At 51.2% G+C, this 24,846-nt stretch carries 32 protein-coding genes; 29 read left to right on the top strand and 3 right to left on the bottom strand.

What is annotated here, in order from left to right:
- The first annotated feature begins 45 nt into the window (after positions 1–45).
- From rpoC to AB9F26_RS00765, 11 genes are all read left to right on the top strand, one after another.
- A complete protein-coding gene (gene rpoC, locus AB9F26_RS00715; protein WP_335586678.1) occupies positions 46–4,296 on the top strand; it encodes a DNA-directed RNA polymerase subunit beta' in 4,251 nt (1,416 codons plus the stop codon).
- A gap of 145 nt (positions 4,297–4,441) precedes the next feature.
- The gene (locus tag AB9F26_RS00720) at positions 4,442–5,254 is read left to right on the top strand and encodes a glycosyltransferase (RefSeq protein WP_335586679.1); all 813 of its coding nucleotides are present in this window, start codon (positions 4,442–4,444) and stop codon (positions 5,252–5,254) included.
- A complete protein-coding gene (locus AB9F26_RS00725) occupies positions 5,254–6,168 on the top strand; it encodes a DMT family transporter (RefSeq protein ID WP_369767070.1) in 915 nt (304 codons plus the stop codon). Before AB9F26_RS00720 ends, AB9F26_RS00725 begins: the two co-directional genes overlap by 1 nt.
- Positions 6,169–6,545: 377 nt before the next feature.
- Positions 6,546–6,917: a 30S ribosomal protein S12 gene (rpsL, locus tag AB9F26_RS00730; protein ID WP_039003445.1), complete on the top strand. Its 372-nt coding sequence runs from the start codon at positions 6,546–6,548 to the stop codon at positions 6,915–6,917.
- A gap of 12 nt (positions 6,918–6,929) precedes the next feature.
- The gene (rpsG, locus tag AB9F26_RS00735; RefSeq protein ID WP_039003446.1) at positions 6,930–7,400 is read left to right on the top strand and encodes a 30S ribosomal protein S7; all 471 of its coding nucleotides are present in this window, start codon (positions 6,930–6,932) and stop codon (positions 7,398–7,400) included.
- A 25-nt stretch (positions 7,401–7,425) separates the two neighbouring features.
- Complete coding sequence (fusA, locus tag AB9F26_RS00740; RefSeq protein WP_335586681.1) at positions 7,426–9,543, top strand: elongation factor G; 2,118 nt, start codon at positions 7,426–7,428, stop codon at positions 9,541–9,543.
- Positions 9,544–9,600: 57 nt separating this feature from the next.
- Positions 9,601–10,779 (top strand): elongation factor Tu, encoded by a 1,179-nt coding sequence (tuf, locus tag AB9F26_RS00745; RefSeq protein ID WP_369758199.1) that lies wholly within the window; start codon positions 9,601–9,603, stop codon positions 10,777–10,779.
- Positions 10,780–10,917: 138 nt separating this feature from the next.
- The gene (gene rpsJ / locus AB9F26_RS00750; protein ID WP_038999803.1) at positions 10,918–11,226 is read left to right on the top strand and encodes a 30S ribosomal protein S10; all 309 of its coding nucleotides are present in this window, start codon (positions 10,918–10,920) and stop codon (positions 11,224–11,226) included.
- A 12-nt stretch (positions 11,227–11,238) separates the two neighbouring features.
- Complete coding sequence (rplC, locus tag AB9F26_RS00755) at positions 11,239–11,961, top strand: 50S ribosomal protein L3 (RefSeq protein ID WP_369756384.1); 723 nt, start codon at positions 11,239–11,241, stop codon at positions 11,959–11,961.
- Positions 11,958–12,578 carry a 50S ribosomal protein L4 gene (gene rplD, locus AB9F26_RS00760; RefSeq protein WP_038999800.1) on the top strand — a complete coding sequence of 207 codons (621 nt, stop codon included), beginning with the start codon at positions 11,958–11,960 and terminating at the stop codon, positions 12,576–12,578. Before rplC ends, rplD begins: the two co-directional genes overlap by 4 nt.
- Complete coding sequence (locus AB9F26_RS00765; protein WP_038999799.1) at positions 12,575–12,871, top strand: 50S ribosomal protein L23; 297 nt, start codon at positions 12,575–12,577, stop codon at positions 12,869–12,871. Before rplD ends, AB9F26_RS00765 begins: the two co-directional genes overlap by 4 nt.
- A gap of 207 nt (positions 12,872–13,078) precedes the next feature.
- Here AB9F26_RS00765 and AB9F26_RS00770 read toward each other — a convergent pair whose 3' ends face one another.
- Positions 13,079–14,632: an alanine/glycine:cation symporter family protein gene (locus tag AB9F26_RS00770; RefSeq protein WP_335586593.1), complete on the bottom strand. Its 1,554-nt coding sequence runs from the start codon at positions 14,630–14,632 to the stop codon at positions 13,079–13,081.
- A gap of 8 nt (positions 14,633–14,640) precedes the next feature.
- Complete coding sequence (locus tag AB9F26_RS00775) at positions 14,641–15,078, bottom strand: universal stress protein (protein ID WP_335586592.1); 438 nt, start codon at positions 15,076–15,078, stop codon at positions 14,641–14,643.
- A gap of 610 nt (positions 15,079–15,688) precedes the next feature.
- Between AB9F26_RS00775 and rplB the strand changes: the two genes are divergently transcribed.
- The 6 genes from rplB to AB9F26_RS00805 all read left to right on the top strand — a co-directional run bounded on the left by rplB (position 15,689) and on the right by AB9F26_RS00805 (position 19,009).
- Positions 15,689–16,531 carry a 50S ribosomal protein L2 gene (gene rplB / locus AB9F26_RS00780; RefSeq protein ID WP_039001092.1) on the top strand — a complete coding sequence of 281 codons (843 nt, stop codon included), beginning with the start codon at positions 15,689–15,691 and terminating at the stop codon, positions 16,529–16,531.
- 3 nt (positions 16,532–16,534) lie between these two features.
- Positions 16,535–16,813 (top strand): 30S ribosomal protein S19, encoded by a 279-nt coding sequence (rpsS, locus tag AB9F26_RS00785; RefSeq protein WP_039001093.1) that lies wholly within the window; start codon positions 16,535–16,537, stop codon positions 16,811–16,813.
- Between the two features lie 3 nt (positions 16,814–16,816).
- Positions 16,817–17,197: a 50S ribosomal protein L22 gene (gene rplV, locus AB9F26_RS00790; RefSeq protein ID WP_039001094.1), complete on the top strand. Its 381-nt coding sequence runs from the start codon at positions 16,817–16,819 to the stop codon at positions 17,195–17,197.
- A complete protein-coding gene (gene rpsC, locus AB9F26_RS00795) occupies positions 17,197–17,904 on the top strand; it encodes a 30S ribosomal protein S3 (RefSeq protein ID WP_039001095.1) in 708 nt (235 codons plus the stop codon). Before rplV ends, rpsC begins: the two co-directional genes overlap by 1 nt.
- An 11-nt stretch (positions 17,905–17,915) precedes the next feature.
- Positions 17,916–18,329 carry a 50S ribosomal protein L16 gene (rplP, locus tag AB9F26_RS00800; RefSeq protein ID WP_039001096.1) on the top strand — a complete coding sequence of 138 codons (414 nt, stop codon included), beginning with the start codon at positions 17,916–17,918 and terminating at the stop codon, positions 18,327–18,329.
- Between the two features lie 107 nt (positions 18,330–18,436).
- A complete protein-coding gene (locus AB9F26_RS00805) occupies positions 18,437–19,009 on the top strand; it encodes a YceI family protein (protein WP_369767071.1) in 573 nt (190 codons plus the stop codon).
- Between the two features lie 7 nt (positions 19,010–19,016).
- Here the strand turns inward: AB9F26_RS00805 and AB9F26_RS00810 are convergent, their stop codons facing one another.
- Positions 19,017–19,637 carry a 2OG-Fe(II) oxygenase family protein gene (locus AB9F26_RS00810; protein ID WP_335586590.1) on the bottom strand — a complete coding sequence of 207 codons (621 nt, stop codon included), beginning with the start codon at positions 19,635–19,637 and terminating at the stop codon, positions 19,017–19,019.
- 325 nt (positions 19,638–19,962) lie between these two features.
- On the opposite strand from AB9F26_RS00810, the gene rpmC reads away from it, so the two are divergent.
- From rpmC to AB9F26_RS00870, 12 genes are all read left to right on the top strand, one after another.
- Entirely contained in the window at positions 19,963–20,166 is a 204-nt protein-coding gene (gene rpmC, locus AB9F26_RS00815; RefSeq protein WP_039004075.1) for a 50S ribosomal protein L29, read from the top strand.
- Between the two features lie 10 nt (positions 20,167–20,176).
- On the top strand, positions 20,177–20,407 hold the full coding sequence (rpsQ, locus tag AB9F26_RS00820; RefSeq protein WP_039004074.1) for a 30S ribosomal protein S17: 231 nt from the start codon (positions 20,177–20,179) through the stop codon (positions 20,405–20,407).
- A 73-nt stretch (positions 20,408–20,480) separates the two neighbouring features.
- Complete coding sequence (rplN, locus tag AB9F26_RS00825; RefSeq protein ID WP_039004073.1) at positions 20,481–20,849, top strand: 50S ribosomal protein L14; 369 nt, start codon at positions 20,481–20,483, stop codon at positions 20,847–20,849.
- Position 20,850: 1 nt separating this feature from the next.
- Positions 20,851–21,156, top strand: a complete 306-nt coding sequence (gene rplX / locus AB9F26_RS00830; protein WP_039004072.1) for a 50S ribosomal protein L24 — start codon at positions 20,851–20,853, stop codon at positions 21,154–21,156.
- Positions 21,156–21,716, top strand: coding sequence for a 50S ribosomal protein L5 (gene rplE, locus AB9F26_RS00835; RefSeq protein ID WP_039004071.1), 561 nt, complete (start codon positions 21,156–21,158; stop codon positions 21,714–21,716). Before rplX ends, rplE begins: the two co-directional genes overlap by 1 nt.
- A gap of 21 nt (positions 21,717–21,737) precedes the next feature.
- A complete protein-coding gene (gene rpsN / locus AB9F26_RS00840; protein ID WP_039004070.1) occupies positions 21,738–22,043 on the top strand; it encodes a 30S ribosomal protein S14 in 306 nt (101 codons plus the stop codon).
- A 12-nt stretch (positions 22,044–22,055) separates the two neighbouring features.
- Positions 22,056–22,448, top strand: a complete 393-nt coding sequence (gene rpsH, locus AB9F26_RS00845) for a 30S ribosomal protein S8 (protein ID WP_039004069.1) — start codon at positions 22,056–22,058, stop codon at positions 22,446–22,448.
- A 9-nt stretch (positions 22,449–22,457) separates the two neighbouring features.
- Positions 22,458–22,991 carry a 50S ribosomal protein L6 gene (gene rplF / locus AB9F26_RS00850; protein WP_039004068.1) on the top strand — a complete coding sequence of 178 codons (534 nt, stop codon included), beginning with the start codon at positions 22,458–22,460 and terminating at the stop codon, positions 22,989–22,991.
- 11 nt (positions 22,992–23,002) lie between these two features.
- A complete protein-coding gene (gene rplR / locus AB9F26_RS00855) occupies positions 23,003–23,362 on the top strand; it encodes a 50S ribosomal protein L18 (RefSeq protein ID WP_039004067.1) in 360 nt (119 codons plus the stop codon).
- A gap of 114 nt (positions 23,363–23,476) precedes the next feature.
- Positions 23,477–24,073: a 30S ribosomal protein S5 gene (rpsE, locus tag AB9F26_RS00860; RefSeq protein ID WP_039004066.1), complete on the top strand. Its 597-nt coding sequence runs from the start codon at positions 23,477–23,479 to the stop codon at positions 24,071–24,073.
- A 10-nt stretch (positions 24,074–24,083) separates the two neighbouring features.
- The gene (gene rpmD / locus AB9F26_RS00865; RefSeq protein ID WP_039004065.1) at positions 24,084–24,272 is read left to right on the top strand and encodes a 50S ribosomal protein L30; all 189 of its coding nucleotides are present in this window, start codon (positions 24,084–24,086) and stop codon (positions 24,270–24,272) included.
- Between the two features lie 125 nt (positions 24,273–24,397).
- Positions 24,398–24,778 carry a GFA family protein gene (locus tag AB9F26_RS00870; RefSeq protein WP_335586589.1) on the top strand — a complete coding sequence of 127 codons (381 nt, stop codon included), beginning with the start codon at positions 24,398–24,400 and terminating at the stop codon, positions 24,776–24,778.
- Positions 24,779–24,846 lie beyond the last annotated feature (68 nt).

Consider the following 24,846-nt stretch of genomic DNA (forward strand, 5'->3'; position numbering starts at 1 on the left):
CGTGCCTTACTCATCCCACCTTCCCCTGATTATAAGGAACGCAAAATGAACCAGGAACTTACAAACAACCCGTTTAACCCGCTCACACCCCAAAAGACTTTTGACGAGATCAAAGTTTCTTTGGCGAGCCCGGAACGGATTCTCTCGTGGTCTTACGGCGAAATCAAAAAGCCAGAGACCATCAACTATCGTACGTTCAAACCAGAGCGTGACGGTCTTTTCTGTGCGCGTATTTTTGGCCCCATCAAAGACTACGAATGTCTCTGTGGCAAATATAAGCGTATGAAATATCGCGGCGTTGTCTGCGAGAAATGTGGTGTTGAAGTTACGCTTCAAAAAGTGCGTCGTGAGCGCATGGGCCACATTGAACTTGCAGCACCTGTTGCGCACATCTGGTTCCTCAAGTCGTTGCCATCGCGCATCGGCCTGATGCTGGATATGACACTGCGCGATCTTGAACGTATTCTCTACTTTGAAAACTACGTTGTGATCGAGCCGGGCCTCACCGACCTCACTTATGGTCAATTGATGTCCGAAGAAGAGTATATGGACGCCCAAGACGCGTTCGGCATGGACGCTTTCACTGCCGGTATTGGCGCTGAAGCGATCCGTGAAATGCTCTCCTTGATCGACCTTGAATCCGAGGCCGAAACGCTGCGGGCCGACTTGGCCGAAGCAACGGGTGAGTTGAAGCCTAAGAAGATCATCAAACGTCTTAAAATCGTTGAGAGCTTCCTTGAGTCCGGCAACCGTCCTGAGTGGATGGTTATGACGGTGATCCCAGTGATCCCGCCAGAGTTGCGCCCCTTGGTTCCGCTTGATGGCGGTCGTTTTGCGACCTCCGACCTCAACGATCTGTATCGTCGGGTGATCAACCGTAACAACCGTTTGAAACGCCTTCTTGAGCTGCGTGCGCCCGATATCATCGTGCGCAACGAAAAACGTATGCTGCAAGAATCCGTTGATGCGCTGTTTGACAACGGCCGTCGTGGTCGTGTGATTACTGGGGCCAACAAGCGTCCTTTGAAATCATTGTCTGACATGCTCAAAGGTAAGCAAGGCCGTTTCCGTCAAAACCTTTTGGGTAAACGCGTCGACTTCTCTGGCCGTTCGGTGATTGTGACCGGTCCTGAGTTGAAACTGCATCAATGTGGTCTTCCTAAGAAGATGGCGTTGGAACTGTTTAAACCGTTTATCTACTCGCGTCTTGAAGCCAAAGGCCTGTCTTCCACTGTGAAGCAAGCCAAGAAACTCGTGGAAAAAGAGCGTCCCGAAGTTTGGGACATCTTGGATGAGGTTATTCGGGAACACCCCGTTATGCTCAACCGCGCGCCGACGCTTCACCGTCTTGGTATCCAAGCGTTTGAACCGATCCTGATTGAAGGGAAAGCTATTCAGCTTCACCCCCTCGTTTGTTCGGCCTTTAACGCTGACTTTGACGGCGACCAAATGGCGGTTCACGTTCCTTTGAGCCTTGAAGCACAGCTTGAAGCACGTGTTTTGATGATGTCCACGAACAACGTTTTGTCGCCCGCCAACGGTGCGCCAATTATCGTTCCGTCACAGGACATGATCTTGGGCCTTTATTACATCACTCTCATGCGTCAAGGCATGATTGGTGAAGGCATGGCCTTCGCGGATGTGGATGAGGTTCAACACGCTCTTGATGCTGGTGTCGTTCACTTGCACTCCAAAATCATCGCGCGGGTTCCGCAAATCGATGAAGAAGGCAACGAGATCATGGTGCGGTTTGAAACCACACCTGGTCGTGTGCGCCTTGGTGCGCTTTTGCCGAAGAATGCAAAAGCACCGTTTGAGTTGGTCAACAACTTGCTGCGGAAAAAGGACGTTCAGAAAGTCATCGATACGGTCTACCGTTATTGCGGTCAGAAAGAGTCGGTTATCTTCTGTGACCACATCATGACTATGGGTTTCCGTGAAGCGTTCAAAGCGGGTATTTCCTTTGGCAAAGACGACATGGTTATCCCAGATACAAAATGGGCAACCGTTGACGAAACACGCGATCAAGTGCGTGATTTCGAACTTCAATATATGGACGGCCTGATTACTCAGGGCGAGAAATATAACAAAGTTGTCGATGCTTGGTCCAAGTGTAACGACAAAGTCACTGATGCGATGATGAACACCATTTCCGCTCTGAAAATTGACGAAAATGGCGCTGAAATGGAGCCGAACTCGGTTTACATGATGGCCCACTCTGGTGCGCGTGGTTCGGTTACTCAGATGAAACAGCTCGGCGGGATGCGTGGTCTTATGGCCAAGCCGAACGGCGACATCATCGAGACACCGATTATCTCGAACTTTAAAGAGGGCCTCTCGGTTCTTGAGTACTTCAACTCTACCCACGGTGCACGTAAAGGTCTGTCTGATACCGCGCTTAAAACGGCGAACTCGGGTTACCTGACACGTCGTCTGGTGGACGTTGCTCAGGATTGTATCGTTCGCGAACATGACTGTGGAACGGAATTGTCTATTACCGCTGAAGCTGCGGTAAAAGACGGTGAAGTTGTTGCAAGCATCGCCGAGATCGTTCTGGGTCGTGTTGCTGCGGAGGATGTCCTGAAACCAGGCACCGACGAAGTGATCGTTTCCAAAAACGAAGTCATCGACGAGCGTAAATCCGACCTTATCGAAGCTGCTGGTGTGGCAACGATGCGGATGCGGAGCCCGTTGACATGTGAGGCCGAAGAAGGCGTCTGCGCCATGTGTTACGGTCGTGACCTTGCACGCGGTACTTTGGTGAACCAAGGCGAAGCGGTTGGTATTATCGCGGCGCAATCCATTGGTGAGCCTGGCACACAGCTTACAATGCGGACGTTCCACATTGGTGGCGTTGCACAGGGTGGTCAACAGTCGTTCCAAGAAGCCAGCCACACAGGCAAAGTCGGGTTCAAGAACGAGCTTCTGCTTAAGAACTCTTCGGGTGAATCGATTGTTATGGGCCGCAACATGCTCCTCACAATCGAGGACGAAAGCGGCGCTGAGCTTGTAAGTCATAAGATCAGCTACGGTTCGAAAATCCACGTCAAAGCGGGTTCGAATGTTACCCGTGGCGACAAACTGTTTGAATGGGATCCCTATACGCTCCCAATCATTGCCGAAAAAGCGGGTACTGCGAAATTCGTGGACCTCGTAAGCGGTATTTCCGTGCGCGACGAAACCGATGACGCAACAGGCATGACACAGAAAATCGTTATCGATTGGCGTGCTGCACCTAAAGGCAACGAACTCAAGCCTGAGATTTTCATCATTGGTGAAGATGGTGAACCGTTGCGCAATGATGTGGGCAACCTTGTTTCCTATCCAATGTCGGTTGACGCTGTGCTCTCGATAGAAGAGAGCTCGGAAGTTCAAGCGGGTGATGTGATTGCGCGTATTCCTCGTGAAGGCGCGAAAACCAAGGACATTACCGGTGGTCTGCCACGGGTTGCGGAACTCTTTGAGGCACGTCGTCCCAAAGACCACGCGATCATCGCAGAAATCGACGGCTTTGTTCGTTTCGGTCGCGACTACAAAAACAAGCGTCGGATCTCGATTGAGCCAAAAGACGAGAGTCTGGAGCCAGTGGAATACATGGTTCCAAAAGGGAAGCACATCCCAGTAGCCGAGGGCGATTTCGTCCAAAAAGGCGACTACATCATGGATGGCAACCCTGCGCCGCATGACATTCTTGCAGTTATGGGTGTTGAAGCTCTTGCCAACTATATGGTCGAGGAAGTTCAAGAAGTTTACCGTCTCCAGGGCGTGAAGATTAACGATAAACACATCGAGGTTATCGTTCGTCAGATGCTCCAGAAATGGGAAATTCTGGACAGCGGTGAAACCACATTGCTCAAAGGCGAGCACGTGGATAAAGCCGAGTTTGATGCCGCAAATGCCAAAGCGGAGGCCGCTGGTCGCCGTCTTGCATCTGGGGAACCCATCCTTCTTGGTATCACCAAAGCGTCGCTTCAAACGCGTTCGTTCATCTCGGCGGCGTCCTTCCAAGAGACAACCCGCGTGCTCACCGAGGCTTCGGTCCAAGGCAAGCGCGACAAACTGGTTGGCCTCAAAGAGAACGTCATCGTGGGCCGCTTGATCCCTGCTGGCACCGGTGGTGCCACGCAACAAGCGCGTGCCATTGCTGTTCAGCGTGACAACGTGGTTCTGGAAGCCCGCCGCGCGGAAGCCGAGCAGGCAGCCGCAATTGCTGCCCCTGTGGTGCCCAAGGACGTGATCGGCGGCGATGTGTTCTCAACACCCGCTTCCGAGACCGAAGAAAGCCGCGACTCTTAATAAAGTCCGACTAGCAAATTAAATTGGGCCCCTGCGTTTACCAACGCGGGGGCCTTTTCCGTTTATCGCCGCTTGGTGCGAACTTTGGGCTGGGAAAATCGAAAAGGCAGGCCTAGGTTGTCAAAAAACAACCGCGAGATCGCCCATGGCTCAGGACTACAACAATCAAGTGATCGGTCTTGTTCGGTTCTCGTTTCCGGCGCTGTCGGGCTTTTCTAAGGGCGGTGATGATCTCAACGAACTTGAGGCGTTTCTCTATGATCCTGAGAGGCTTGAACGCCGGTTTTATTTGTTCGAAAAGCTTTGCCTGCCGTCTTTACTTGCGCAAACCGACCCCGATTTTACGTGCGTCTTCCTTGTGGGGAACAGCCTCCCGCTAGCGGCAAAAGACAACCTTAAGGCGCTACTTGCTCCGCTCTCGAACGCACGGATCGTTGCGCGTGAGAGTGAACACAATTATGCGGCCATTCGCAAAGTCTATGACAGCATCCCTCAAGACGGTTTTAGCCACCGGACGAGTTTTCGGCTGGATGATGATGATGCGGTCTCCAATGATTATATCAAACGCCTAAAGCGAACGGCGCGGAAGTTAGAACCCCTTTGCAAACCGAAGCAACCTATTGCGCTTTCCTTCAATCGAGGGTTTTACGTTCAGATTAAAAACGGCGAAAATCGCATTTTTGACGCCTGCGAACGCACACCTTTATCGGTTGGCTCGGCACTTTTCGCCCAAGCGGGGCACCCCGAAAATGTCTATGCCCGCAATCATCGATTTCTCGGTCAATTCTTTAATCTTTATTCCGATGTCTCGGAACCAAATTTCATTCGCGCAATCCATCGGGACAATGACAGCGATCCGGTGATTGTCGGACATTCAAACAAGCTCTCCAACGCGGAGATCAAGACGGGTATCGATACGCATTTTCCGATCCCTTTTGACACATTACAGGACCTCTAATGTACGAGTCTACGCAGGGTGAAAATTTACGCGGCGCCGCGATGATGAGCGCTTCGATGGCGGGCTTTACGGTGAACGATGCGTTCATGAAAGTCCTGCTAGAGGATATGCCATTTTATCAAGGCTTGTTGATTCGAGCTGTGATTGTCGGGGTGATGATTGTCGCATTTGCAAAGTTCACAGGAGGACTAGACCTTCGTTTGACCCGCCGCGATAGCTGGATCGTTTTTTGGCGGACCGTCGGTGAAGTTTCTGCTTCTTTCCTTTTCATAACGGCCCTCATGCATATGCCTCTGGCCAACACCACGGCTATTATGCAATCGCTCCCCTTAACTGTCGCCCTCGCAGGGGCCCTCTTTTTCAGGGAGCCGCTTGGTTGGCGTAGGCTGACTGCGATTTTTGCTGGGTTCTGCGGGGTGATACTCATTGTCCGGCCCGGGACTGATTTCAATTTCTATGCGCTCTATGCCTTGGGGGCGGTCTTTGCCGTGACGTTACGCGATCTTGCGTCACGCCAACTTTCCCCCACCGTTAGGACCTTGCCCGTTATATTTTTTGCGACCATCGGGAATGCGGGCTTAGGATTCGCTCTGTTTGTTCTAGGGGGAGGTGCCTCGGAGCCTTGGCAGGACATCGGAGCCCAACAGGTTTTCTTGCTCGTAGGAGCGTCGGCATTCTTGGTTGTCGGGTATGCGTTTTCCGTGAGTTCGATGCGGGTAGGAGCCCTCGCGGTTGTGACACCTTTTCGCTACACGGCGATCCTCTTTGCGCTTGTCCTTGGGTTTGTGGTGTTTGATGACTGGCCAGATACGTTCACGCTTATTGGGGCGGGAATCGTTGTGTTATCTGGGCTGGTGACATTGTTCAGGGAACAACTTGCCGCGAAGCGGGCGCGCTTGGCCTTAAACCGATGAGAATTCGATCTGGTGGGAATGCGCGTTTGCGAACAGAAAAATCGTGGGGCAAATTACGCGCAACGCATGATCTCGGCGAAAAATTGGCCTCGTTTTCGCATTGGGTAGGAATCGCGCTGACCTGTGTTGACAATGGCGGCGACTCCCCATAAATAGCGCCTACTTGGCATGGGTGTATTCCCGATTTGCCGTATTCAAAACCGAAGTGGTCACGATCCGGGCCTTATTGCTCCGATCCTCTGAATGCCCACCGCGTCGTTCCCACACTGGGGATGGATGTGGTTTTTTTGCGTTTTGTGCACGGGATGTGCCTATGAGCCATACGGGGCGTCGTCCCGTTTTGAAATTTTGTGTTGCAACACGGGGAAATAACCGGAATGCCAACTATACAACAGCTGATCCGCAAGCCGCGCCAGCCGAAAGTAAAGCGTCAGAAATCCATGCACCTGCAGGCTTGTCCTCAGAAGCGTGGCGTCTGCACACGTGTCTATACAACGACACCAAAGAAACCAAACTCTGCTATGCGTCGCGTCGCCAAAGTGCGTCTGACAAATGGTTTTGAGGTCATTAGCTACATCCCGGGTGAAGGTCACAACCTTCAGGAGCACTCTGTTGTTCTTATCCGCGGCGGTCGTGTAAAAGACCTTCCGGGTGTTCGCTACCACGTTCTGCGCGGTGTGCTGGATACCCAAGGTGTTAAAGATCGTAAGCAACGTCGTTCGAAATACGGCGCTAAGCGTCCTAAATAAAGGGAGACTGAGATGTCCCGTCGTCACGCCGCTGAAAAGCGCGAAGTTCTTCCAGACGCTAAGTTTGGGGATAAAGTTCTTACCAAGTTCATGAATAACCTCATGATCGATGGTAAAAAATCCGTTGCTGAGAGCATTGTTTACAACGCGTTTGATCGCGTTGAAGACAAGATCAAACGCGCACCTGTAGAAGTGTTCCATGAAGCACTCGAAAACATCAAACCTTCCCTCGAAGTGCGTTCGCGCCGCGTGGGTGGTGCGACGTATCAGGTGCCTGTTGATGTGCGCCCTGAGCGCCGCGAAGCACTTGCGATCCGTTGGTTGATCACGTCTGCGCGCAAGCGTAACGAGAACACAATGGAAGAGCGTCTTGCTGGTGAGTTGTTGGATGCGGTTAATAACCGTGGCACAGCCGTCAAAAAGCGCGAAGATACCCACAAAATGGCCGAAGCGAACAAAGCTTTCAGCCATTACCGCTGGTAAACCCTTAGGGCTTAGGACCAACATAATGGCACGCGATTATCCCCTCGACAGATACCGCAACTTCGGCATCATGGCGCACATCGACGCAGGTAAAACTACCTGTTCCGAGCGCATCCTGTTTTATACAGGCAAGTCCCACAATATTGGTGAGGTGCACGATGGTGCGGCCACTATGGACTGGATGGAGCAAGAGCAAGAGCGCGGTATTACTATTACTTCGGCTGCAACAACGACGTTCTGGGAGCGCACCGAAGACGGTGACAACCCAGACGGCGAAAAGCACCGGATGAACATTATCGACACACCAGGTCACGTTGACTTCACAATCGAAGTTGAGCGTTCCTTGGCTGTTCTCGATGGTGCTGTTGCGGTTCTAGACGCGAATGCGGGTGTTGAACCACAGACTGAAACTGTTTGGCGTCAGGCTGACCGTTATAAAGTTCCGCGCATTGTTTTTGTCAACAAAATGGACAAAATCGGCGCGGACTTCTTCAACTGTGTTCATATGATCGAAGATCGTACGGGCGCTGTTGCGGCTCCAATCCAAATCCCAATCGGTTCAGAAACCGAACTCGAAGGCTTGGTCGATCTTGTGACCATGGAAGAGTGGGTTTGGGAAGGTGAAGACCTTGGCGCATCTTGGGAAAAACGCCCAATCCGTGCTGAACTTCTTGAGTTGGCGACTGAATGGCGCGGCAAACTGATTGAGATTGCTGTCGATATGGATGACGCGGCAATGGAAGCTTACCTCGAAGGCAATGAGCCTGATGTTCCAACCTTGCGTCGCCTTATTCGCGCAGGGACTTTGGCCATCAAATTCATTCCCGTTCTTTGTGGTTCTGCGTTCAAAAACAAAGGCGTTCAGCCTCTGTTGAATGCTGTGATCGACTATCTTCCATCCCCGATGGACGTTGTGGATTACATGGGCTTTAGACCAGGTGACGAGACAGAAACCCGTAATATCCCGCGTCGCGCGGATGATAATATGGCGTTCTCGGGACTTGCGTTCAAAATCATGAACGACCCCTTCGTTGGTACTCTTACGTTCACACGCATCTACTCTGGCGTTCTGAACAAAGGTGACAACCTTCTGAACTCTACGAAAGGCCGCAAAGAGCGCGTCGGTCGTATGATGATGATGCACTCTAACGATCGCGAAGAGATCCAAGAAGCATTTGCGGGCGACATTATCGCGCTTGCAGGCCTCAAAGATACAACAACGGGTGACACTCTGTGTTCCGTTGCTGATCCAGTAGTTTTGGAAACGATGACGTTCCCAGAGCCTGTTATCGAGATCGCGATTGAGCCTAAAACAAAGGCTGACCAAGAAAAAATGTCGACTGGCCTTGGCCGTTTGGCTGCTGAGGATCCTTCCTTCCGCGTTGAGACTGACCTTGAGTCCGGTCAAACAATTATGCGCGGCATGGGCGAGCTTCACCTCGATATCCTCGTGGACCGTCTTAAGCGTGAGTTTAAGGTTGAAGCAAATATCGGTGCTCCACAAGTTGCCTACCGCGAGACCATTGGCCACGAAGTTGAGCACGTTTACACCCACAAGAAACAGTCGGGTGGTTCGGGTCAATACGCTGAAGTTAAACTACAGATCATCCCAACTGAGCCGGGCGAGGGTTACTCCTTCGAAAGCAAAGTCGTTGGTGGGTCTGTTCCGAAAGAATACGTACCGGGTGTTGAAAAAGGCATTAAATCGGTTATGGATAGTGGCCCCCTTGCTGGCTTCCCCGTGATCGACTTTAAAGTCATTCTTATCGAGGGTAAGTACCACGATGTTGACTCCAGCATCCTCGCATTCGAAATCGCTGCACGTATGTGTATGCGGGAAGGTATGCGGAAAGCTGGCGCGAAATTGCTTGAGCCAATCATGAAGGTCGAAGTCATCACTCCAGATGAATACACTGGTAGTGTTATTGGCGATCTGACATCGCGTCGCGGTCATATTCAAGGGCAAGATACACGCGGTAACGCCATTGCTATCGATGCTTTCGTCCCATTGGCTAACATGTTCGGCTACATCAACAATTTGCGCTCAATGTCTTCGGGCCGCGCAAACTTCTCGATGCAGTTTGACCATTACGAACCAGTACCGTCGAATATCTCGGAAGAAATTCAGGCGAAATTCGCCTAATCGTAATTGCGGGTCAGACTTTTTTCTGACCCGCTCACTAACCACTAGGAGAGCCTCATGGGTAAGGAAAAATTCCAACGTAACAAACCGCATTGTAACATTGGTACAATCGGCCACGTTGACCACGGTAAGACGACTTTGACAGCTGCGATTACGAAGCAGTTTTCGGACAACTTCCAAGCATACGACCAAATTGACGGCGCGCCCGAAGAAAAAGCACGCGGCATCACCATCTCGACAGCACACGTTGAGTATGAGACTGAAGCACGTCACTATGCGCACGTTGATTGCCCAGGCCACGCTGACTATGTGAAAAACATGATCACCGGTGCGGCGCAAATGGACGGCGCGATCTTGGTTGTGAACGCAGCCGATGGTCCGATGCCACAAACACGTGAGCACATCCTTTTGGGTCGCCAAGTTGGCATCCCTGAAATGGTTGTCTTCATGAACAAAGTTGACCAAGTAGACGACGATGAGCTTCTTGAGTTGGTTGAAATGGAAATCCGTGAGCTTCTCACAGAGTATGGTTATGACGGCGATAATATCCCCGTAATTGCTGGTTCTGCTTTGGCTGCTTTGGAAGACCGTGACGAAGAAATCGGCGCCAAGAAAATCGCTGAGTTGATGGCGGCGGTTGATTCCTTCATTCCACAGCCTCCACGTGCGATTGACGAACCTTTCTTGATGCCAATCGAGGACGTGTTCTCGATCTCTGGTCGCGGTACTGTTGTAACAGGCCGTATCGAGCGCGGAGTTGTTAACGTTGGGGATTCCATCGAAATCGTTGGTCTCAAAGACACAACAACAACCACTTGTACTGGTGTTGAAATGTTCCGCAAACTGCTTGATCGCGGTGAAGCGGGTGACAACATTGGTGCGCTTCTTCGCGGTGTTGACCGTGAAGGTGTTGAGCGTGGTCAGATCCTTTGTAAGCCAGGTTCCGTTAAGCCACACACGAAGTTTGAAGCTGAGGTCTATATTTTGACCAAAGAAGAGGGTGGCCGTCACACGCCGTTCTTTGCGAACTACCGTCCACAGTTCTACTTCCGTACAACGGACGTAACGGGCACAGTTACGCTTCCTGAAGGCACAGAAATGGTAATGCCAGGCGACAACTTGAAGTTCACAGTTGAACTGATCGCGCCAATCGCCATGGAAGCTGGCCTGCGCTTTGCGATCCGCGAAGGCGGCCGCACTGTTGGTTCCGGTGTTGTCTCTAAAATCATCGAGTAAGCATTAGCTGCTTGACCAATTGATTGGCGTCCCTTACTTGGGGCGCCAATTCTTCTTAAAGAATCTGAATTCGATGTAGGTCGTACAATCCCGTGCGGTCCCACCTCTCAATTCTTAAAAGCCGCGAAAGGCTACGACATGCAGTCGCAAAATATTCGCATTCGGCTCAAGGCGTTTGATTTCCGTGTACTGGACGCCAGCACACAAGAAATCGTAAGCACCGCAAAGCGCACAGGCGCCACAGTTCGTGGACCTATCCCGCTGCCGAACAAAATCGAGAAGTTCACAGTTCTTCGCAGTCCTCACGTGAACAAGAAATCCCGTGATCAGTTCGAAATCCGCACGCACAAGCGCCTGCTGGATATCGTCGACCCAACACCCCAAACAGTAGACGCGCTGATGAAGCTCGACCTTGCTGCGGGTGTTGACGTCGAGATCAAGGTTTAAGGAGGGTATTTGATGCGCTCTGGTGTAATCGCAAAAAAGGTTGGTATGACCCGCCTTTTCTTGGAAGACGGCAAACAGATTCCTGTAACCGTTCTCCAACTCGAAAACTTGCAAGTCGTTGATCAGCGTACGTCTGATCGTGACGGCTATACTGCTGTTCAGCTTGGTGCTGGTACGGCCAAAGCAAAACGCACGTCCCAAGGGATGCGCGGCCACTTTGCTAAAGCCAACGTAGCGCCAAAACGGAAAGTTGCGGAATTCCGCGTCTCCGAAGCAAACCTCATCGCCATTGGCGAAGAGATTTCTGCTGAGCACTATATTGCAGGTCAAAAAGTTGACGTCTCTGGTACGTCGATCGGTAAAGGCTTTCAGGGTGCTATGAAGCGTCACAACTTTGGGGGCCTTCGTGCTACTCACGGTGTGTCCGTTTCCCACCGCTCGCACGGCTCTACTGGTCAATGTCAAGACCCCGGCAAAGTTTTCAAAGGTAAGAAAATGGCCGGACACATGGGTTCCGCTCGTGTGACAACTCAAAACCTTGAAGTTATGCGTACAGATGCTGACCGTGGCTTGATCATGGTTAAAGGCGCTGTTCCTGGTTCCAAGGGCGGTTGGGTCACTGTCAAAGACGCAGTGAAAAAGAAACTGCCTGACGGCGTTCCTTTCCCAGCAGCACTGAAAAGTGCCGTTGTTGAAGCAGCTGTCGCGGCTCCCGCAGAAGGAGCAGTAGAATGAAGGCCGATGTAATCAAACTCGACGGTAGCAGTGCCGGCACATTGGATTTGGACGAGGCCCTGTTTGGTCTTGAGCCACGTGCTGACATCCTGCACCGCGTCGTTCGCTGGCAGCGCAACAATGCGCAAGCTGGTACACACAAGGTTAAGACTCGCTCAGAAGTGAGCTACTCGACCAAGAAGATTGTTCGCCAAAAAGGCAGCGGTGGCGCTCGCCACGGTGCCCGTTCTGCGCCGATCTTCCGCGGTGGTGGTGTTTACAAGGGCCCAACGCCCCGTAGCCACGGCCACGAGCTGACGAAGAAATTCCGCAAGCTTGGTCTTTGCCACGCATTGTCCGCTAAGGCAGTTGCTGGTGAATTGGTTGTTATCGACTCAATCGATTTCAATGACGTAAAAACTTCGGTTCTGGCGAAAGCTATTAAAGAGCTGGGTTGGAAACGCGCATTGATCATCGACGGTGCCACCGTGAACGAAAACTTTGCGCGCGCCGCACGTAACATCGAAGGCTTGGATATCCTGCCATCGATGGGCGCTAACGTATTCGATATCCTGAAGCGTGACACTCTTGTGATCACTAAAGCAGGTCTCGAAGCATTGGAGGCACGTTTAAAATGAGCACCAAAGCAGCACAATATGATGTGATCCGTAAGCCGATCATTACTGAAAAAGCAACTATGGTTTCCGAAAACGGTGCCGTTGTTTTTGAAGTCGCGATCGACAGCAACAAGCCCCAAATCAAAGACGCTGTTGAAGCGCTCTTTGGCGTAAAGGTCAAAGCTGTAAACACAACGATCACTAAGGGTAAAACCAAACGTTTCCGCGGCCGCCCAGGCAAGCGTAAAGACGTTAAAAAGGCTTATGTGACCCTTGAAGAAGGCAATACAATCGACGTGTCCACCGGACTCTAAGATTAGCTTTCTGAAGCTTTAAAGAGGCCCTCGCAGAAATGCGGGGGCCTCTTTGCGTTTGTGTTGGATGACCGCTAAGCGGACTTTTGTGCCGTTCAGTAGCATTTGACCAACGGCTGTTTACGTGATGCTTACCGCAGCCCTAGACGATTAAACGCCTGGTAAAATAGACTCTGGCGCACATTGCAGCGCGCCAGAGATGTTTGTTTAATGCGTGAACTTTTTGATTTCGCCGCTTTTGAGGCGCGAAGAATAGGACGCAAGTTCAGTACGAACCAACTTCATCAAGAAGTAGAGGCAGAAGATGTTCACAACCGCCATGGCAAAGATCGCAGCATCGGAGAAGTCGATGACAGGACCCAGCGACGCCGCAGCCCCGATTACGATGAACACACAGAAGATGACTTTAAACGTCAGTTCCGATGCTTTGCTTTCCCCAAACAAATAGGTCCAGCTTTTCAAGCCGTAGTAGGACCAAGAAATCATCGTCGAGAAGGCAAACAGCACAACTGCGATGGCCAAGACATACGGGAACCAACTGATGCTAGACCCGAAGGCCGCAGATGTTAGTGCAACGCCTGTGTTGCCGTCGACTGTTGCAATAGCCGATCCTGCCTCGTTCAGAAGGTAGTTACCTGTTGCCGGGTCGAGAACCAACTGTTGCGAAATCACGATCACCAATGCGGTCATTGTGCAAATCACGACAGTATCGATCAATGGCTCGAGCAAGGACACAAAGCCCTCGGTGATAGGCTCTTTGGTTTTCACCGCAGAGTGGGCAATCGCCGCAGACCCAACACCAGCCTCATTCGAAAATGCGGCCCGTTTGAAACCTTGGATCAAGGCCCCGACAAAACCGCCAGCAACGCCAAGCCCTGTAAAGGCACCGTCGAAAATCTGACCAAAAGCCCAGCCGATTTTGTCGTAGTTTACCAGCAGAATGATCAACGCCGCACCGACATACAGGATGCCCATAAATGGCACGACTTTTTCTGTTACGTTGGCTATGGATTTGATCCCGCCCACGATAACCGAGAATACAACAACTGCGAAAATGATCCCTGTGATCCAGCCTGGATATTCGCCGACAATACCAGAAATCTGTGCATGCGCTTGATTGGCTTGGAACATATTACCGCCGCCAAGAGCACCAAGAATACAAAAGACCGAGAAAAGAACCGCGAGGAATTTACCCCCCGGCAAACCCAATTCTTTGAAGCCCTTCGAGATGTAGTACATTGGGCCCCCCGAAACAGTGCCGTCGGGGTATTCGTTACGATATTTCACGCCCAGCGTACATTCGGTGAATTTGGACGCCATGCCAAGCAGACCGGCAAGGATCATCCAGAACGTAGCCCCCGGCCCACCAATCCCAACGGCAACAGCGACACCCGCGATATTTCCTAAGCCGACAGTTCCCGACAGAGCCGTGGCAAGCGCTTGGAAATGACTAACCTCGCCCGCGTCATTGGGATCGGAATAATCGCCTTTAACCAGTTCGATAGAATGCCGAAGAAATCGAAATTGAACAAAACCGAAGTAGACGGTAAAAATAGAAGCGGCGATCACCAGCCACATCACGATCCACGGAAAGCTTGTTCCGGGGAAGGGTGCGAAAATTAGGCTCACGAATGGGCCGGTTATTTTTGCGAAGATTTGGTTGACCTTTTCATCGATCCCCATCGCCTCTTGTGCCATTAGAGGACTGGCGGCGATGGTCAAGGCTATTGAGGCCAGCGAGATTTTTGATGTGATTTTCATAGTGTCCCCTATCCTACAACTGTGACAGGCACATCGGCGTGCATCACAAGGTTTTGTGTTGAGCTACCAAAAATACGCTTCGCAAACCCATGCGATGATGCGCGACCAACAATGATCTGCGTACCGCCGTTTTGAACGGTGAGTTCATTCAAAGTTTCGGCAACATCCCCATGTCGCACGAGACCGCTGGCATTAAAGCCCGCCTCTTTTAGGGCCTTAACCGCAGGGTCAACAATCCGCGATGTGGCGAGCGCAATCTCTTCCTCACGGCGTTTGTGCCGTTGCGCGTTTTCTTCCGCAGTTTGAAAGGTGAACGGGGACCATTCGATAACGTAAATGGCGAGCAGTTCGCAGTCATCCATTCTGGATGCCAAGTCTTTGGCAAATGCTAAAGCGCGGTCTCCCGTCTCTGCACCGTCAAGTCCAATAACAATCTTCGGTTTCATTCCATCCTCCGTTTTTGCTGTTTTTACTCGTTTGAGGATCTGATTGCCCTCTTAGGAGAAAGTCTGCCGTAAAAATGAGCAGAAAGCTTCTCTCAATTTCAGCATTCGTGATTTTCCTGAACAAGAGCATGTTTTTTCGCGAATATTTCACATTTTTGTCAGGTACTTAGAACCAAATTTGGAATGTCCTCAATATGTGGCGATTCAGGCAGGACAGTATCAAATAGCTACAGAATGAGCCTTAAACTTGAGGCTGTAGCCCTCCAAGCTACCGTTCGCTTCGCGGTGACCGACGGGTGCTTGTTTTCTTTCTTCATTCGATAACCTTCCACAACAGCGGACATTGACCCGAACGTTTGTTTTGCCTAATTATGAGTGTCCCAAACCCTTTCCCGCCATCCCACGAAAATAATCCCCATCCGGTGTGGACCCCCCCAGGTTAATCTGGTACTCCCCGCCAATGGTTCTCGGCCTCAGATTCGTTCTGGGGCTGTTTGCTGTTTTTATCGGGGACCTTCGGGGCTCTATAATTTGGCCACCTTCGGGGGGCTCACACCGCGGATCACGCCAGTAGGGCAGGGTTCGCTTAGCTAAACGGAAGACAGAAAGCATGGCATTAAAGTCGTATAAACCGACGACGCCAGGCCAGCGTGGGCTGGTTCTGATTGACCGTTCGGAGCTTTGGAAAGGACGTCCCGTCAAGACCCTCACAGAGGGTTTGACGAAATCGGGCGGCCGGAACAACACCGGACGAATCACAATGCGTCGCATTGGTGGGGGTGCTAAGCGCCTCTACCGTATCGTTGATTTCAAACGCAACAAAATGGACATCGCAGCCACCGTAGAGCGGATCGAGTATGACCCGAACCGGACGGCGTTTATTGCGTTGGTCAAATATGATGACGGCGAGCAAACTTATGTTCTCGCGCCTCAGCGTCTCGCAATTGGGGATAAAATCATCTCCTCTGCAAAAGCTGACATCAAACCTGGTAACGCGATGCCTTTCTCTGGCATGCCTATCGGTACAATCGTTCACAACATCGAGCTGAAACAGGGTAAGGGCGGTCAAATCGCTCGTGCTGCTGGGACATATGCTCAGTTTGTTGGACGGGATGGTGCCTATGCACAAATCCGCCTCTCTTCTGGCGAATTGCGCTTGGTCCGTCAGGAATGCATGGCCACCGTTGGTGCCGTGTCCAACCCCGATAATAGCAACCAAAACATTGGTAAAGCTGGTCGCAACCGTCACAAGGGCATCCGTCCTTCTGTACGTGGTGTTGCCATGAACCCGGTCGATCACCCCCACGGTGGTGGTGAAGGTCGGACATCCGGTGGTCGTCATCCTGTGACGCCATGGGGCAAACCAACCAAAGGTGCGCGTACACGTAACAAGAAAAAAGCGTCTAGCAAGCTGATTGTCCGCTCGCGTCACGCCAAGAAAAAGGGGCGCTAATCCATGTCTCGTTCTGTATGGAAAGGCCCATTTGTCGACTCTTACGTGCTTAAGAAAGCCGAAAAGAGCCGTGAATCTGGCCGCAATGAAGTTATTAAAATTTGGTCCCGTCGTAGCACGATCCTGCCCCAGTTTGTGGGTTTGACGTTCGGTGTTTACAACGGCCATAAACATATTCCCGTAAACGTCACAGAAGACATGATTGGTCAAAAGTTTGGTGAGTATTCGCCAACTCGTACTTATTATGGCCACTCTGCTGACAAAAAAGCGAAGCGGAAATAAGTCATGGCAAAAGTAAAAAACGCACGCCGCGTAGCGGAAAACGAAGCAATGGCGAAAGTCAAAATGCTCCGCACTTCCCCTATCAAGCTGAACCTTGTTGCGGCGATGATCCGTGGCAAGAAAGTTGACAAGGCTTTGACAGACCTGACCTTCAGCAACAAACGTATTGCTGCTGACGTTAAGAAATGTCTCCAGTCCGCGATCGCTAACGCAGAAAACAACCACAATCTGGATGTTGACTCGTTGATCGTTGCCGAAGCCTATGTTGGTAAAAACCTGACACTGAAACGTGGTCGTCCACGCGCACGTGGCCGGTTCGGCAAAATTCTGAAGCCATTCTCGGAACTAACTATCTTGGTTCGCCAGAATGAGGAGCAAGCATAATGGGTAATAAAGTAAATCCAATTGGCATGCGCCTTCAGGTTAACCGTACTTGGGATAGCCGCTGGTATGCCGACACTAAAGATTTTGGGAATCTTCTTCTGGAAGACCTCAAGATGCGCGAATTCATCAAGGAAGAATGCAAGCAAGCTGGCATCTCCCGGGTGATTATCGAGCGTCCACACCGTAAGTGCCGTGTAACAATTTACACAGCCCGTCCCGGTGTGATCATTGGTAAAAAAGGCGCCGATATCGAAGGCCTTCGCAAGAAGCTCGCAGCTTTCACCAAATCTGAATTGCACCTCAACATCGTTGAAGTTCGCAAGCCAGAGATGGATGCTGCTCTCGTTGGTGAGAATATCGCACAACAACTCGAGCGTCGGGTTTCTTTCCGTCGCGCGATGAAACGTGCGGTGCAAAACGCAATGCGTATGGGTGCCCTTGGTATCCGTGTTAACGTTGCGGGCCGTCTTGGCGGTGCCGAGATCGCGCGGACCGAATGGTACCGTGAGGGTCGCGTGCCTTTGCACACACTTCGTGCCGATATCGATTACGCACATGTCGAAGCGATGACTGCCTATGGCATCATCGGGATTAAAACCTGGATCTTCAAAGGCGAGATCATGGAACACGATCCTTCGGCGCATGAGCGTAAGCAACAGGAACTCCAAGACGGTCCAACACCTCGCGGTGCTGGCGGTCGTCGCTAAGGAGAAGATAGATGCTTCAGCCAAAACGCAGTAAATTCCGCAAAATGTTTAAGGGCCGTATCCACGGTCTTGCAAAAGGCGGATCGACGCTAACGTTCGGTACATATGGTCTCAAAACCATTGAACCAGAACGCATCACAGCGCGTCAAATCGAAGCCGCGCGTCGTGCAATGACACGTCACATGAAACGCCAAGGCCGTGTGTGGATCCGGATTTTCCCAGATTTGCCCGTCACCTCCAAGCCAACCGAAGTTCGGATGGGTAAAGGTAAAGGTTCTGTCGATTTTTGGGCCGCGAAAGTTAAGCCTGGTCGGATTCTCTTTGAAATCGACGGTGTAGACGAAGTTACTGCTCGTGAGGCTCTTCGCCTTGCAGCGATGAAACTGCCGGTGAAAACCCGCACAGTTGTTCGCGAAGACTGGTAAATCTACCCCAAGCGCTCCGCGCATATGGTGAAAAAATTGAAGCCCCCGCCGAGCAATCGGTGGGGGTTTTTCTGTTCTGAAGACGGGTTCTCAAGTAGGCTGGGTGGATGAATAAGTTTTTCCGAACGCTGGTGATGGGACTCTTTGTGCTTGCGGCCCCAGTGCGCGCGGCGCCTTTGCCCTACGACATGGATACGCAACACAGCAAAGTGTCATTTTCCTACTCGCTTGAGGGCCTTGAATTTTCAGGCTCATTTCCGGATTTTTCAACCAAGCTTATTCTGGATTTCGACAGCGTCTCGAAATCAACGGTCGATGTGACGCTCAATGCGCGCACCGTCAGAGGCGGAATTATCTTCGCCACAGACGCTTTGCGCGGGCCCGAGGTCCTCGATGTGGCGAAGTTTCCGATCATTCGGTTTACGTCGACAAAAATTGATACGGTGGGGCAAAGTGTCCGCATTAGGGGGAACATGACGATCAAAGATGTCACGCGTCCAATGACGCTCCTTGCGAAACTCTATCGTGCACCTGATTCAAACCCCGATGAACAAGACAATTTGACGATCAGGATTTCCGGTCAAATCAATCGAAATGCGTTCAACGTCGTGGGATATGACACTCTTGTGGGGAGCGTCATAAAAATCAATGTGACGGCGCAAATCAGGAAACGGCAATAGGCTGAGTTCAGCGCCAAGCGTAGTTGAAACTCACGCTAATGCGTTCCTCTTCTGTCATATTCATCGGTACTTCGTGGCGCAGCCAGCTCTCCCACAATAGGACGTCACTCACTTCTGGTTTGATATAGGTGAAGTTGCGCATTTCTGGTCGGGCATTGGCAATGCGGGTTGGTGCGGCCATCATCATTTGGGAGCGGGGATCCTCGAATTTAATCGCGCTCGCACCTTCAGGCATGGTGACATAGGTCGTGCCACTAACGATGCTGTGAGGATGGATATGGGAGGTATGAATGCCGCCTTGGGGCAGGATGTTTATCCAGATATTGTCGAGAACAACCTCTTTGCCATCCAGATCAAATTCGAGGTCCTTGACGAAGGCCGCAACATGTTTGTCGAGCGCTTTGACGAGATCCTCAAAGATGGGAAACCGCCAGCCCAGATCCGTGAGGGACGCATAGCTGGTATAACCCGGAAAATCATTGTCTTCGCACCATTGCTGTCCCGCCTCATCATCTTCAGCGATTGAGAGGCACGACGTTTCGAGTTCACCCGCATCAATGGCATCCCCGAATTCATTTAAGGCGGCGCGATAGAGGCGGGTAACAAAGAGGGAATTGATCTGTGACATTTGAGGGATACCTGTGTGGTCTTTGGTGTGGGAAAATCCGTGAGCGCAGTTTATCAGGTGGGGGAGGGCATGTCTTGTGCGATTGTGCGGCCTGTCACTCGCATACTGGAATACCTCGAAATTGGTGCTCCCAGTGGGGAAACCTCAACATTTACTGGCCTCGGCAAACTTTCCCTTGCCCTCCCTGCGACTCCCAATTATAGACACACATCTCGTGGATTCCAGCTCGCTGGGATTCGCTTGTTTTGCTATTCATCCACCAGGCTTTTGGTGACCCTGAAATAACGTCAGGGGCCGGCTGGTGTTTTGAGAAAGGAAGAGGCGCATGAACGCCAATGAACTACGTGATAAGACACCAGATCAGCTTCAAGACGAGCTGGTTGCGCTGAAAAAGGAATCGTTCAATCTTCGGTTCCAACAAGCGACGTCGCAACTCGAAAACACCGCACAAGTTAAAACTGCACGTCGTGCAGCCGCTCGTGTAAAAACAATTCTTAACGAAAAGGCCGCAAAAGCGGCTGGCGAATAGGAGCCACGATATGCCTAAACGTATTTTGACTGGCACTGTAACAAGCAACCAAAACGCGCAAACAGTAACTGTTTCCGTTGAACGTCGCTTCACGCACCCTGTTTTGAAGAAAACCATTCGTAAGTCCAAAAAATATCGGGCGCACGATGAACAGAACGCTTTCAACGTTGGTGATCAAGTTCGCATTCAAGAATGTGCACCAAAGTCGAAAACGAAACGCTGGGAAGTTCTTTCCGCTTAAGCGGGGACTTTTCAGATTTACGAAACCCTGGGGACAAGCCATTGGATGGCCCCCATAGGTCGGGAGAAATCGCATGATCCAAATGCAGACAAATCTCGATGTTGCTGACAACTCCGGCGCTCGCCGTGTTCAGTGCATTAAGGTTTTGGGTGGCTCTAAGCGTAGATACGCTTCCGTAGGTGACGTTATCGTCGTCTCGGTTAAAGAAGCCATCCCTCGTGGGCGCGTTAAAAAAGGGGACGTCCGTAAGGCCGTCGTCGTACGCACCGCTAAAGAAGTATTTCGTGAAGATGGCACAGTGATCCGTTTTGATCGCAATGCAGCCGTTATTCTGAACAACGCTAATGAGCCAGTAGGTACACGTATCTTCGGCCCAGTTGTTCGTGAGTTGCGCGCAAAAAGCTTCATGAAGATCATCTCGCTTGCACCGGAGGTGCTGTAAGATGGCTGCTAAATTGAAAAAAGGCGATAAAATCGTCGTGCTTGCCGGTAAAGACAAAGGTAAAGAGGGCGCTATCGCGTCTATCGATCCTAAGTCCGGCAAAGCTGTTGTTGAAGGTGTCAATGTTGCGATCCGCCACGTGCGTGCTTCGCAAACTGACCAAGGCGGTCGCGTTCCTAAAGCGATGCCAATTCAACTTTCTAACCTCGCACTGCTCGACTCCAAAGGTAAGGCAACTCGCGTTGGCTTCCGTGAGGAAGACGGCAAGAAAGTGCGTTTCGCGAAGACAACAGGGGAGACCGTATAATGCTTGATACTGCAAACTACACCCCCCGTTTGAAGACTGTTTACAAAGACGTCATTCGTGCAGCTCTTAAAGAAGAGTTCGCTTACAAAAACGAAATGATGATCCCTAAGCTCGACAAAATTGTCTTGAACATGGGTATCGGCGAAACAACACGCGACACCAAAAAGATCAAATCCGCTGAGGCTGACCTCACTGCGATTGCTGGTCAAAAGGTTCTCATCACAAAAGCCAAGAAATCCATCGCTGGTTTCCGCGTTCGTGAAGATATGCCGCTTGGTGTTAAAGTGACTCTTCGTGGCGAAAAGATGTACGAATTTCTGGATCGTTTGATCACCGTTGCAATGCCTCGTATCCGCGACTTCCGCGGCATCTCTGGCAAAAGCTTTGACGGTCGTGGCAACTACGCCATGGGTCTGAAAGAACACATCGTCTTTCCTGAGATTGAGTACGACAAAGTCGACGAAATCTGGGGTATGGATATCGTAATCGCCACCACCGCAAAAACCGACGCGGAAGCAAAGGCGCTGTTGAAAGCTTTCAACATGCCCTTTAACAGCTGATCGCGGAAGGAAAGGTTAGACATGGCTAAAAAAGCAATGATCGAACGCGAGAAAAAGCGCGCACTTTTGGTGGAGAAATTCGCCGGTAAACGTGCTGCTCTTAAAGAGATCGCAAACGATGAAAGCAAGACAATGGAAGAGCGTTTCACTGCTCGCCTGAAGCTTGCTAAACTTCCTCGCAATTCGTCCGCGACACGGCTTCACAACCGTTGCCAGCTGACGGGTCGTCCTCATGCTTACTACCGTAAGTTCAAAATCAGCCGTATCGCGCTGCGGGAACTTGGCTCGAATGGCCAAATCCCCGGCATGGTTAAGTCCAGCTGGTAAGGGAGAGACGATATGAATGATCCTATCGGTGATATGCTCACCCGTATTCGCAACGCACAAATGCGCGGCAAATCAACAGTAGAGACTCCTGCGTCTAAGCTTCGTGCTTGGGTTCTCGACGTTCTTCTTTCTGAAGGTTATATCCGTGGCTATGAAGCGACAACAGGCAAAGATGGCCATCCGGCTCTCGACATTAGCTTGAAGTATCTTGATGGCACTCCAGTTATCCGTGACCTAAAGCGTGTTTCGACACCTGGCCGTCGCGTTTATATGGGCGTTAAAGACATCCCAGTCGTCCGTCAGGGCTTGGGAATTTCCGTGGTCTCCACACCTCAGGGTGTGATGTCGGACGCATCTGCACGCAATGCCAATGTTGGCGGCGAAGTGCTCTGCACCGTATTCTAGGAGGATCGGATGTCAAGAATTGGTAAAAAATCTGTTAAGTTGCCCGCAGGAGTTAGTGCCGCGGTCTCCGGACAAACAGTCGAAGTAAAAGGCCCTAAAGGGACTTTGAATTTCACAGCAACGGATGATATTTCAATCGTTGTTGCGAATGATGAAGTTTCTGTTGTGCCGCGCTCTAAGTCTAAGCGCGCGCGTCAACAATGGGGTATGTCCCGCACTTGTATCCAAAATTTGGTGACCGGTGTTACGGAAGGCTTCAAGAAAGAACTGGAAATCAACGGTGTTGGTTATCGTGCTACAGTTCAGGGGACTACTCTGAAACTGAGCCTTGGTTTTTCCCACGAAGTTAACTTCGAGGTGCCTGCTGGCGTAACCGTCACATCACCAAAAAACACGATCATCTTTGTTGAAGGTATCGACTCTCAACTTGTTGGCCAAGTCGCGGCGAATATTCGCGAATGGCGTAAACCCGAGCCCTATAAAGGCAAAGGCATCAAGTACAAAGACGAGTACATCTTCCGCAAAGCCGGTAAAAAGAAATAAGGACCCAGGAAATGGCAAACAGCAAAAGAACTCTGTTTCTGAAGCGCCGCCTGCGCGTTCGGAACAAACTTCGGAAGATGGCAAATGGGCGTGCGCGCCTGTCTGTTCATCGTTCCAACAAAAACATCAGCGTACAGTTGATCGACGATTTGAACGGCGTAACGATCGCTTCGGCTTCTTCTCTCGAGAAGGATCTGGGCGTTTTGAACACCAACAACATCGCCGCAGCAACGAAAGTAGGCGCAGCTATTGCTGAGCGTGCTAAAAAAGCTGGTGTTGAAGCATGCTACTTTGATCGTGGCGGCTTCCTCTTTCACGGTAAGATCAAGGCTTTGGCCGAGGCTGCTCGTGAAGGTGGTTTGAAGTTCTAAAAAAGTGTGGGTGGCTCTTAGGCCACCCCGATGATCCAGGGGGCTGTTCGTTCTGAGCGGCCCCACTCGGATTGACAGATTATGGCGCAGAGCGCCTGAAGAAAGGAATGCCACATGGCAGAACGTGATAACAACCGTCGCGGCCCTCGTCGCGACCGCGAAGAGACACCAGAATTTGCGGATCGTCTCGTAGCGATCAACCGCGTTTCCAAAACCGTGAAAGGTGGTAAACGCTTCGGCTTTGCCGCGCTCGTGGTTGTTGGAGATCAAAAAGGCCGCGTGGGTTTTGGCAAAGGGAAAGCAAAAGAAGTTCCCGAAGCTATCCGCAAAGCAACTGAACAAGCTAAACGTCAACTTGTGCGCGTTCCATTGCGTGAAGGCCGTACGTTGCACCACGACATCGAGGGCCGTCATGGCGCTGGTAAAGTTGTGATGCGTACAGCTCCACAGGGTACTGGTATTATTGCCGGTGGTCCGATGCGCGCTGTGTTCGAAATGCTTGGTGTACAGGACGTTGTTGCGAAATCTATTGGTTCGCAAAACCCGTACAACATGATCCGTGCAACGATTGATGGTCTCACAAAAGAGAGCAGCCCTCGTATGGTCGCACAACGTCGTGGCAAAAAAGTCGCTGACATTCTTCAACGTGGTGGTGCTGCTCCGGCTGCTGAGGCTCCGGCCGAAGTAGAAGCTGCAGACGCAGACGCATAGGAAAAATATCATGGCTAAAACTATCGTTGTAAAACAGATCGGTTCTCCGATCCGTCGTCCCGCCAAACAGCGTCAAACGCTGATCGGCTTGGGCCTCAACAAGATGCACAAAACCCGTGAGTTGGAAGACACACCTGCCGTACGCGGCATGGTTGCGAAACTTCCCCACATGGTGGTGATCATCGAAGAAAAAGGCTAAGCCCTTCTTCTAAAGACCTTAAAAGGCGCTCTCGGGAAACTGAGGGCGCTTTTTTTATGGCTGAATGGGATTGATTAAGGTGGGGTTCGGTGGTTTCGTTTGGGGGAACAACCAAGGAGGACATCATGCATAAAGGATCCTGCCTGTGTGGCGCTGTGAGTTTTACCGTTGACGGAGACCTTGCCGCCCCCAATGCCTGTCACTGTACAAAATGCCGCAAACACACGGGGCATTTCCTTGTGAGCACGGGCGTTCAGAAAACCGATTTGACTGTCACAGGGGCCGAGAACGTGACGTGGTACAGCTCATCCGTCAAAGTGAATCGCGGGTTTTGTCAGCACTGTGGGTCAACTTTGTTCTTTGACCCGCCGCATCTGGATTGGATTGCCATTTCCATGGGGGCTTTTGATGGCCCAACCCACACAAAGATGGACTTGCACATATTTGTCGCAGACAAAGGCGATTATTATGAGATCACGGACGGACTCCCGCAGAATTTACAATAACGTGAGTTTTGCGAAATCTTCCGGCACAAAGTGGCCTGTCGGCCCTTGATCCATGAGATGTATCTGTG

Source organism: Falsihalocynthiibacter sp. BN13B15 (assembly GCF_041205415.1).
GTDB classification, from domain to species: Bacteria; Pseudomonadota; Alphaproteobacteria; order Rhodobacterales; family Rhodobacteraceae; genus Falsihalocynthiibacter; species Falsihalocynthiibacter arcticus.

Coding starts and splice junctions, on each gene's coding strand:
- rpsG (WP_039003446.1), top strand. CDS start 6,930: ATGTCCCGTCGTCACGCCGCTGAAAAGCGCGAAGTTCTTCCAGACGCT.
- AB9F26_RS00805 (WP_369767071.1), top strand. CDS start 18,437: ATGAATAAGTTTTTCCGAACGCTGGTGATGGGACTCTTTGTGCTTGCG.
- AB9F26_RS00810 (WP_335586590.1), bottom strand. CDS start 19,637: ATGTCACAGATCAATTCCCTCTTTGTTACCCGCCTCTATCGCGCCGCC.
- rpmD (WP_039004065.1), top strand. CDS start 24,084: ATGGCTAAAACTATCGTTGTAAAACAGATCGGTTCTCCGATCCGTCGT.
- rplV (WP_039001094.1), top strand. CDS start 16,817: ATGGCAAAAGTAAAAAACGCACGCCGCGTAGCGGAAAACGAAGCAATG.
- rpsE (WP_039004066.1), top strand. CDS start 23,477: ATGGCAGAACGTGATAACAACCGTCGCGGCCCTCGTCGCGACCGCGAA.
- rplB (WP_039001092.1), top strand. CDS start 15,689: ATGGCATTAAAGTCGTATAAACCGACGACGCCAGGCCAGCGTGGGCTG.
- rpoC (WP_335586678.1), top strand. CDS start 46: ATGAACCAGGAACTTACAAACAACCCGTTTAACCCGCTCACACCCCAA.
- rpmC (WP_039004075.1), top strand. CDS start 19,963: ATGAACGCCAATGAACTACGTGATAAGACACCAGATCAGCTTCAAGAC.
- rpsJ (WP_038999803.1), top strand. CDS start 10,918: ATGCAGTCGCAAAATATTCGCATTCGGCTCAAGGCGTTTGATTTCCGT.
- AB9F26_RS00720 (WP_335586679.1), top strand. CDS start 4,442: ATGGCTCAGGACTACAACAATCAAGTGATCGGTCTTGTTCGGTTCTCG.
- AB9F26_RS00765 (WP_038999799.1), top strand. CDS start 12,575: ATGAGCACCAAAGCAGCACAATATGATGTGATCCGTAAGCCGATCATT.
- rpsN (WP_039004070.1), top strand. CDS start 21,738: ATGGCTAAAAAAGCAATGATCGAACGCGAGAAAAAGCGCGCACTTTTG.
- tuf (WP_369758199.1), top strand. CDS start 9,601: ATGGGTAAGGAAAAATTCCAACGTAACAAACCGCATTGTAACATTGGT.
- rpsQ (WP_039004074.1), top strand. CDS start 20,177: ATGCCTAAACGTATTTTGACTGGCACTGTAACAAGCAACCAAAACGCG.
- AB9F26_RS00870 (WP_335586589.1), top strand. CDS start 24,398: ATGCATAAAGGATCCTGCCTGTGTGGCGCTGTGAGTTTTACCGTTGAC.
- rplE (WP_039004071.1), top strand. CDS start 21,156: ATGCTTGATACTGCAAACTACACCCCCCGTTTGAAGACTGTTTACAAA.
- AB9F26_RS00725 (WP_369767070.1), top strand. CDS start 5,254: ATGTACGAGTCTACGCAGGGTGAAAATTTACGCGGCGCCGCGATGATG.
- rplN (WP_039004073.1), top strand. CDS start 20,481: ATGATCCAAATGCAGACAAATCTCGATGTTGCTGACAACTCCGGCGCT.
- rpsH (WP_039004069.1), top strand. CDS start 22,056: ATGAATGATCCTATCGGTGATATGCTCACCCGTATTCGCAACGCACAA.
- rplF (WP_039004068.1), top strand. CDS start 22,458: ATGTCAAGAATTGGTAAAAAATCTGTTAAGTTGCCCGCAGGAGTTAGT.
- rpsS (WP_039001093.1), top strand. CDS start 16,535: ATGTCTCGTTCTGTATGGAAAGGCCCATTTGTCGACTCTTACGTGCTT.
- rplC (WP_369756384.1), top strand. CDS start 11,239: ATGCGCTCTGGTGTAATCGCAAAAAAGGTTGGTATGACCCGCCTTTTC.
- AB9F26_RS00775 (WP_335586592.1), bottom strand. CDS start 15,078: ATGAAACCGAAGATTGTTATTGGACTTGACGGTGCAGAGACGGGAGAC.
- rpsL (WP_039003445.1), top strand. CDS start 6,546: ATGCCAACTATACAACAGCTGATCCGCAAGCCGCGCCAGCCGAAAGTA.
- AB9F26_RS00770 (WP_335586593.1), bottom strand. CDS start 14,632: ATGAAAATCACATCAAAAATCTCGCTGGCCTCAATAGCCTTGACCATC.
- rplX (WP_039004072.1), top strand. CDS start 20,851: ATGGCTGCTAAATTGAAAAAAGGCGATAAAATCGTCGTGCTTGCCGGT.
- rpsC (WP_039001095.1), top strand. CDS start 17,197: ATGGGTAATAAAGTAAATCCAATTGGCATGCGCCTTCAGGTTAACCGT.
- rplR (WP_039004067.1), top strand. CDS start 23,003: ATGGCAAACAGCAAAAGAACTCTGTTTCTGAAGCGCCGCCTGCGCGTT.
- rplP (WP_039001096.1), top strand. CDS start 17,916: ATGCTTCAGCCAAAACGCAGTAAATTCCGCAAAATGTTTAAGGGCCGT.
- fusA (WP_335586681.1), top strand. CDS start 7,426: ATGGCACGCGATTATCCCCTCGACAGATACCGCAACTTCGGCATCATG.
- rplD (WP_038999800.1), top strand. CDS start 11,958: ATGAAGGCCGATGTAATCAAACTCGACGGTAGCAGTGCCGGCACATTG.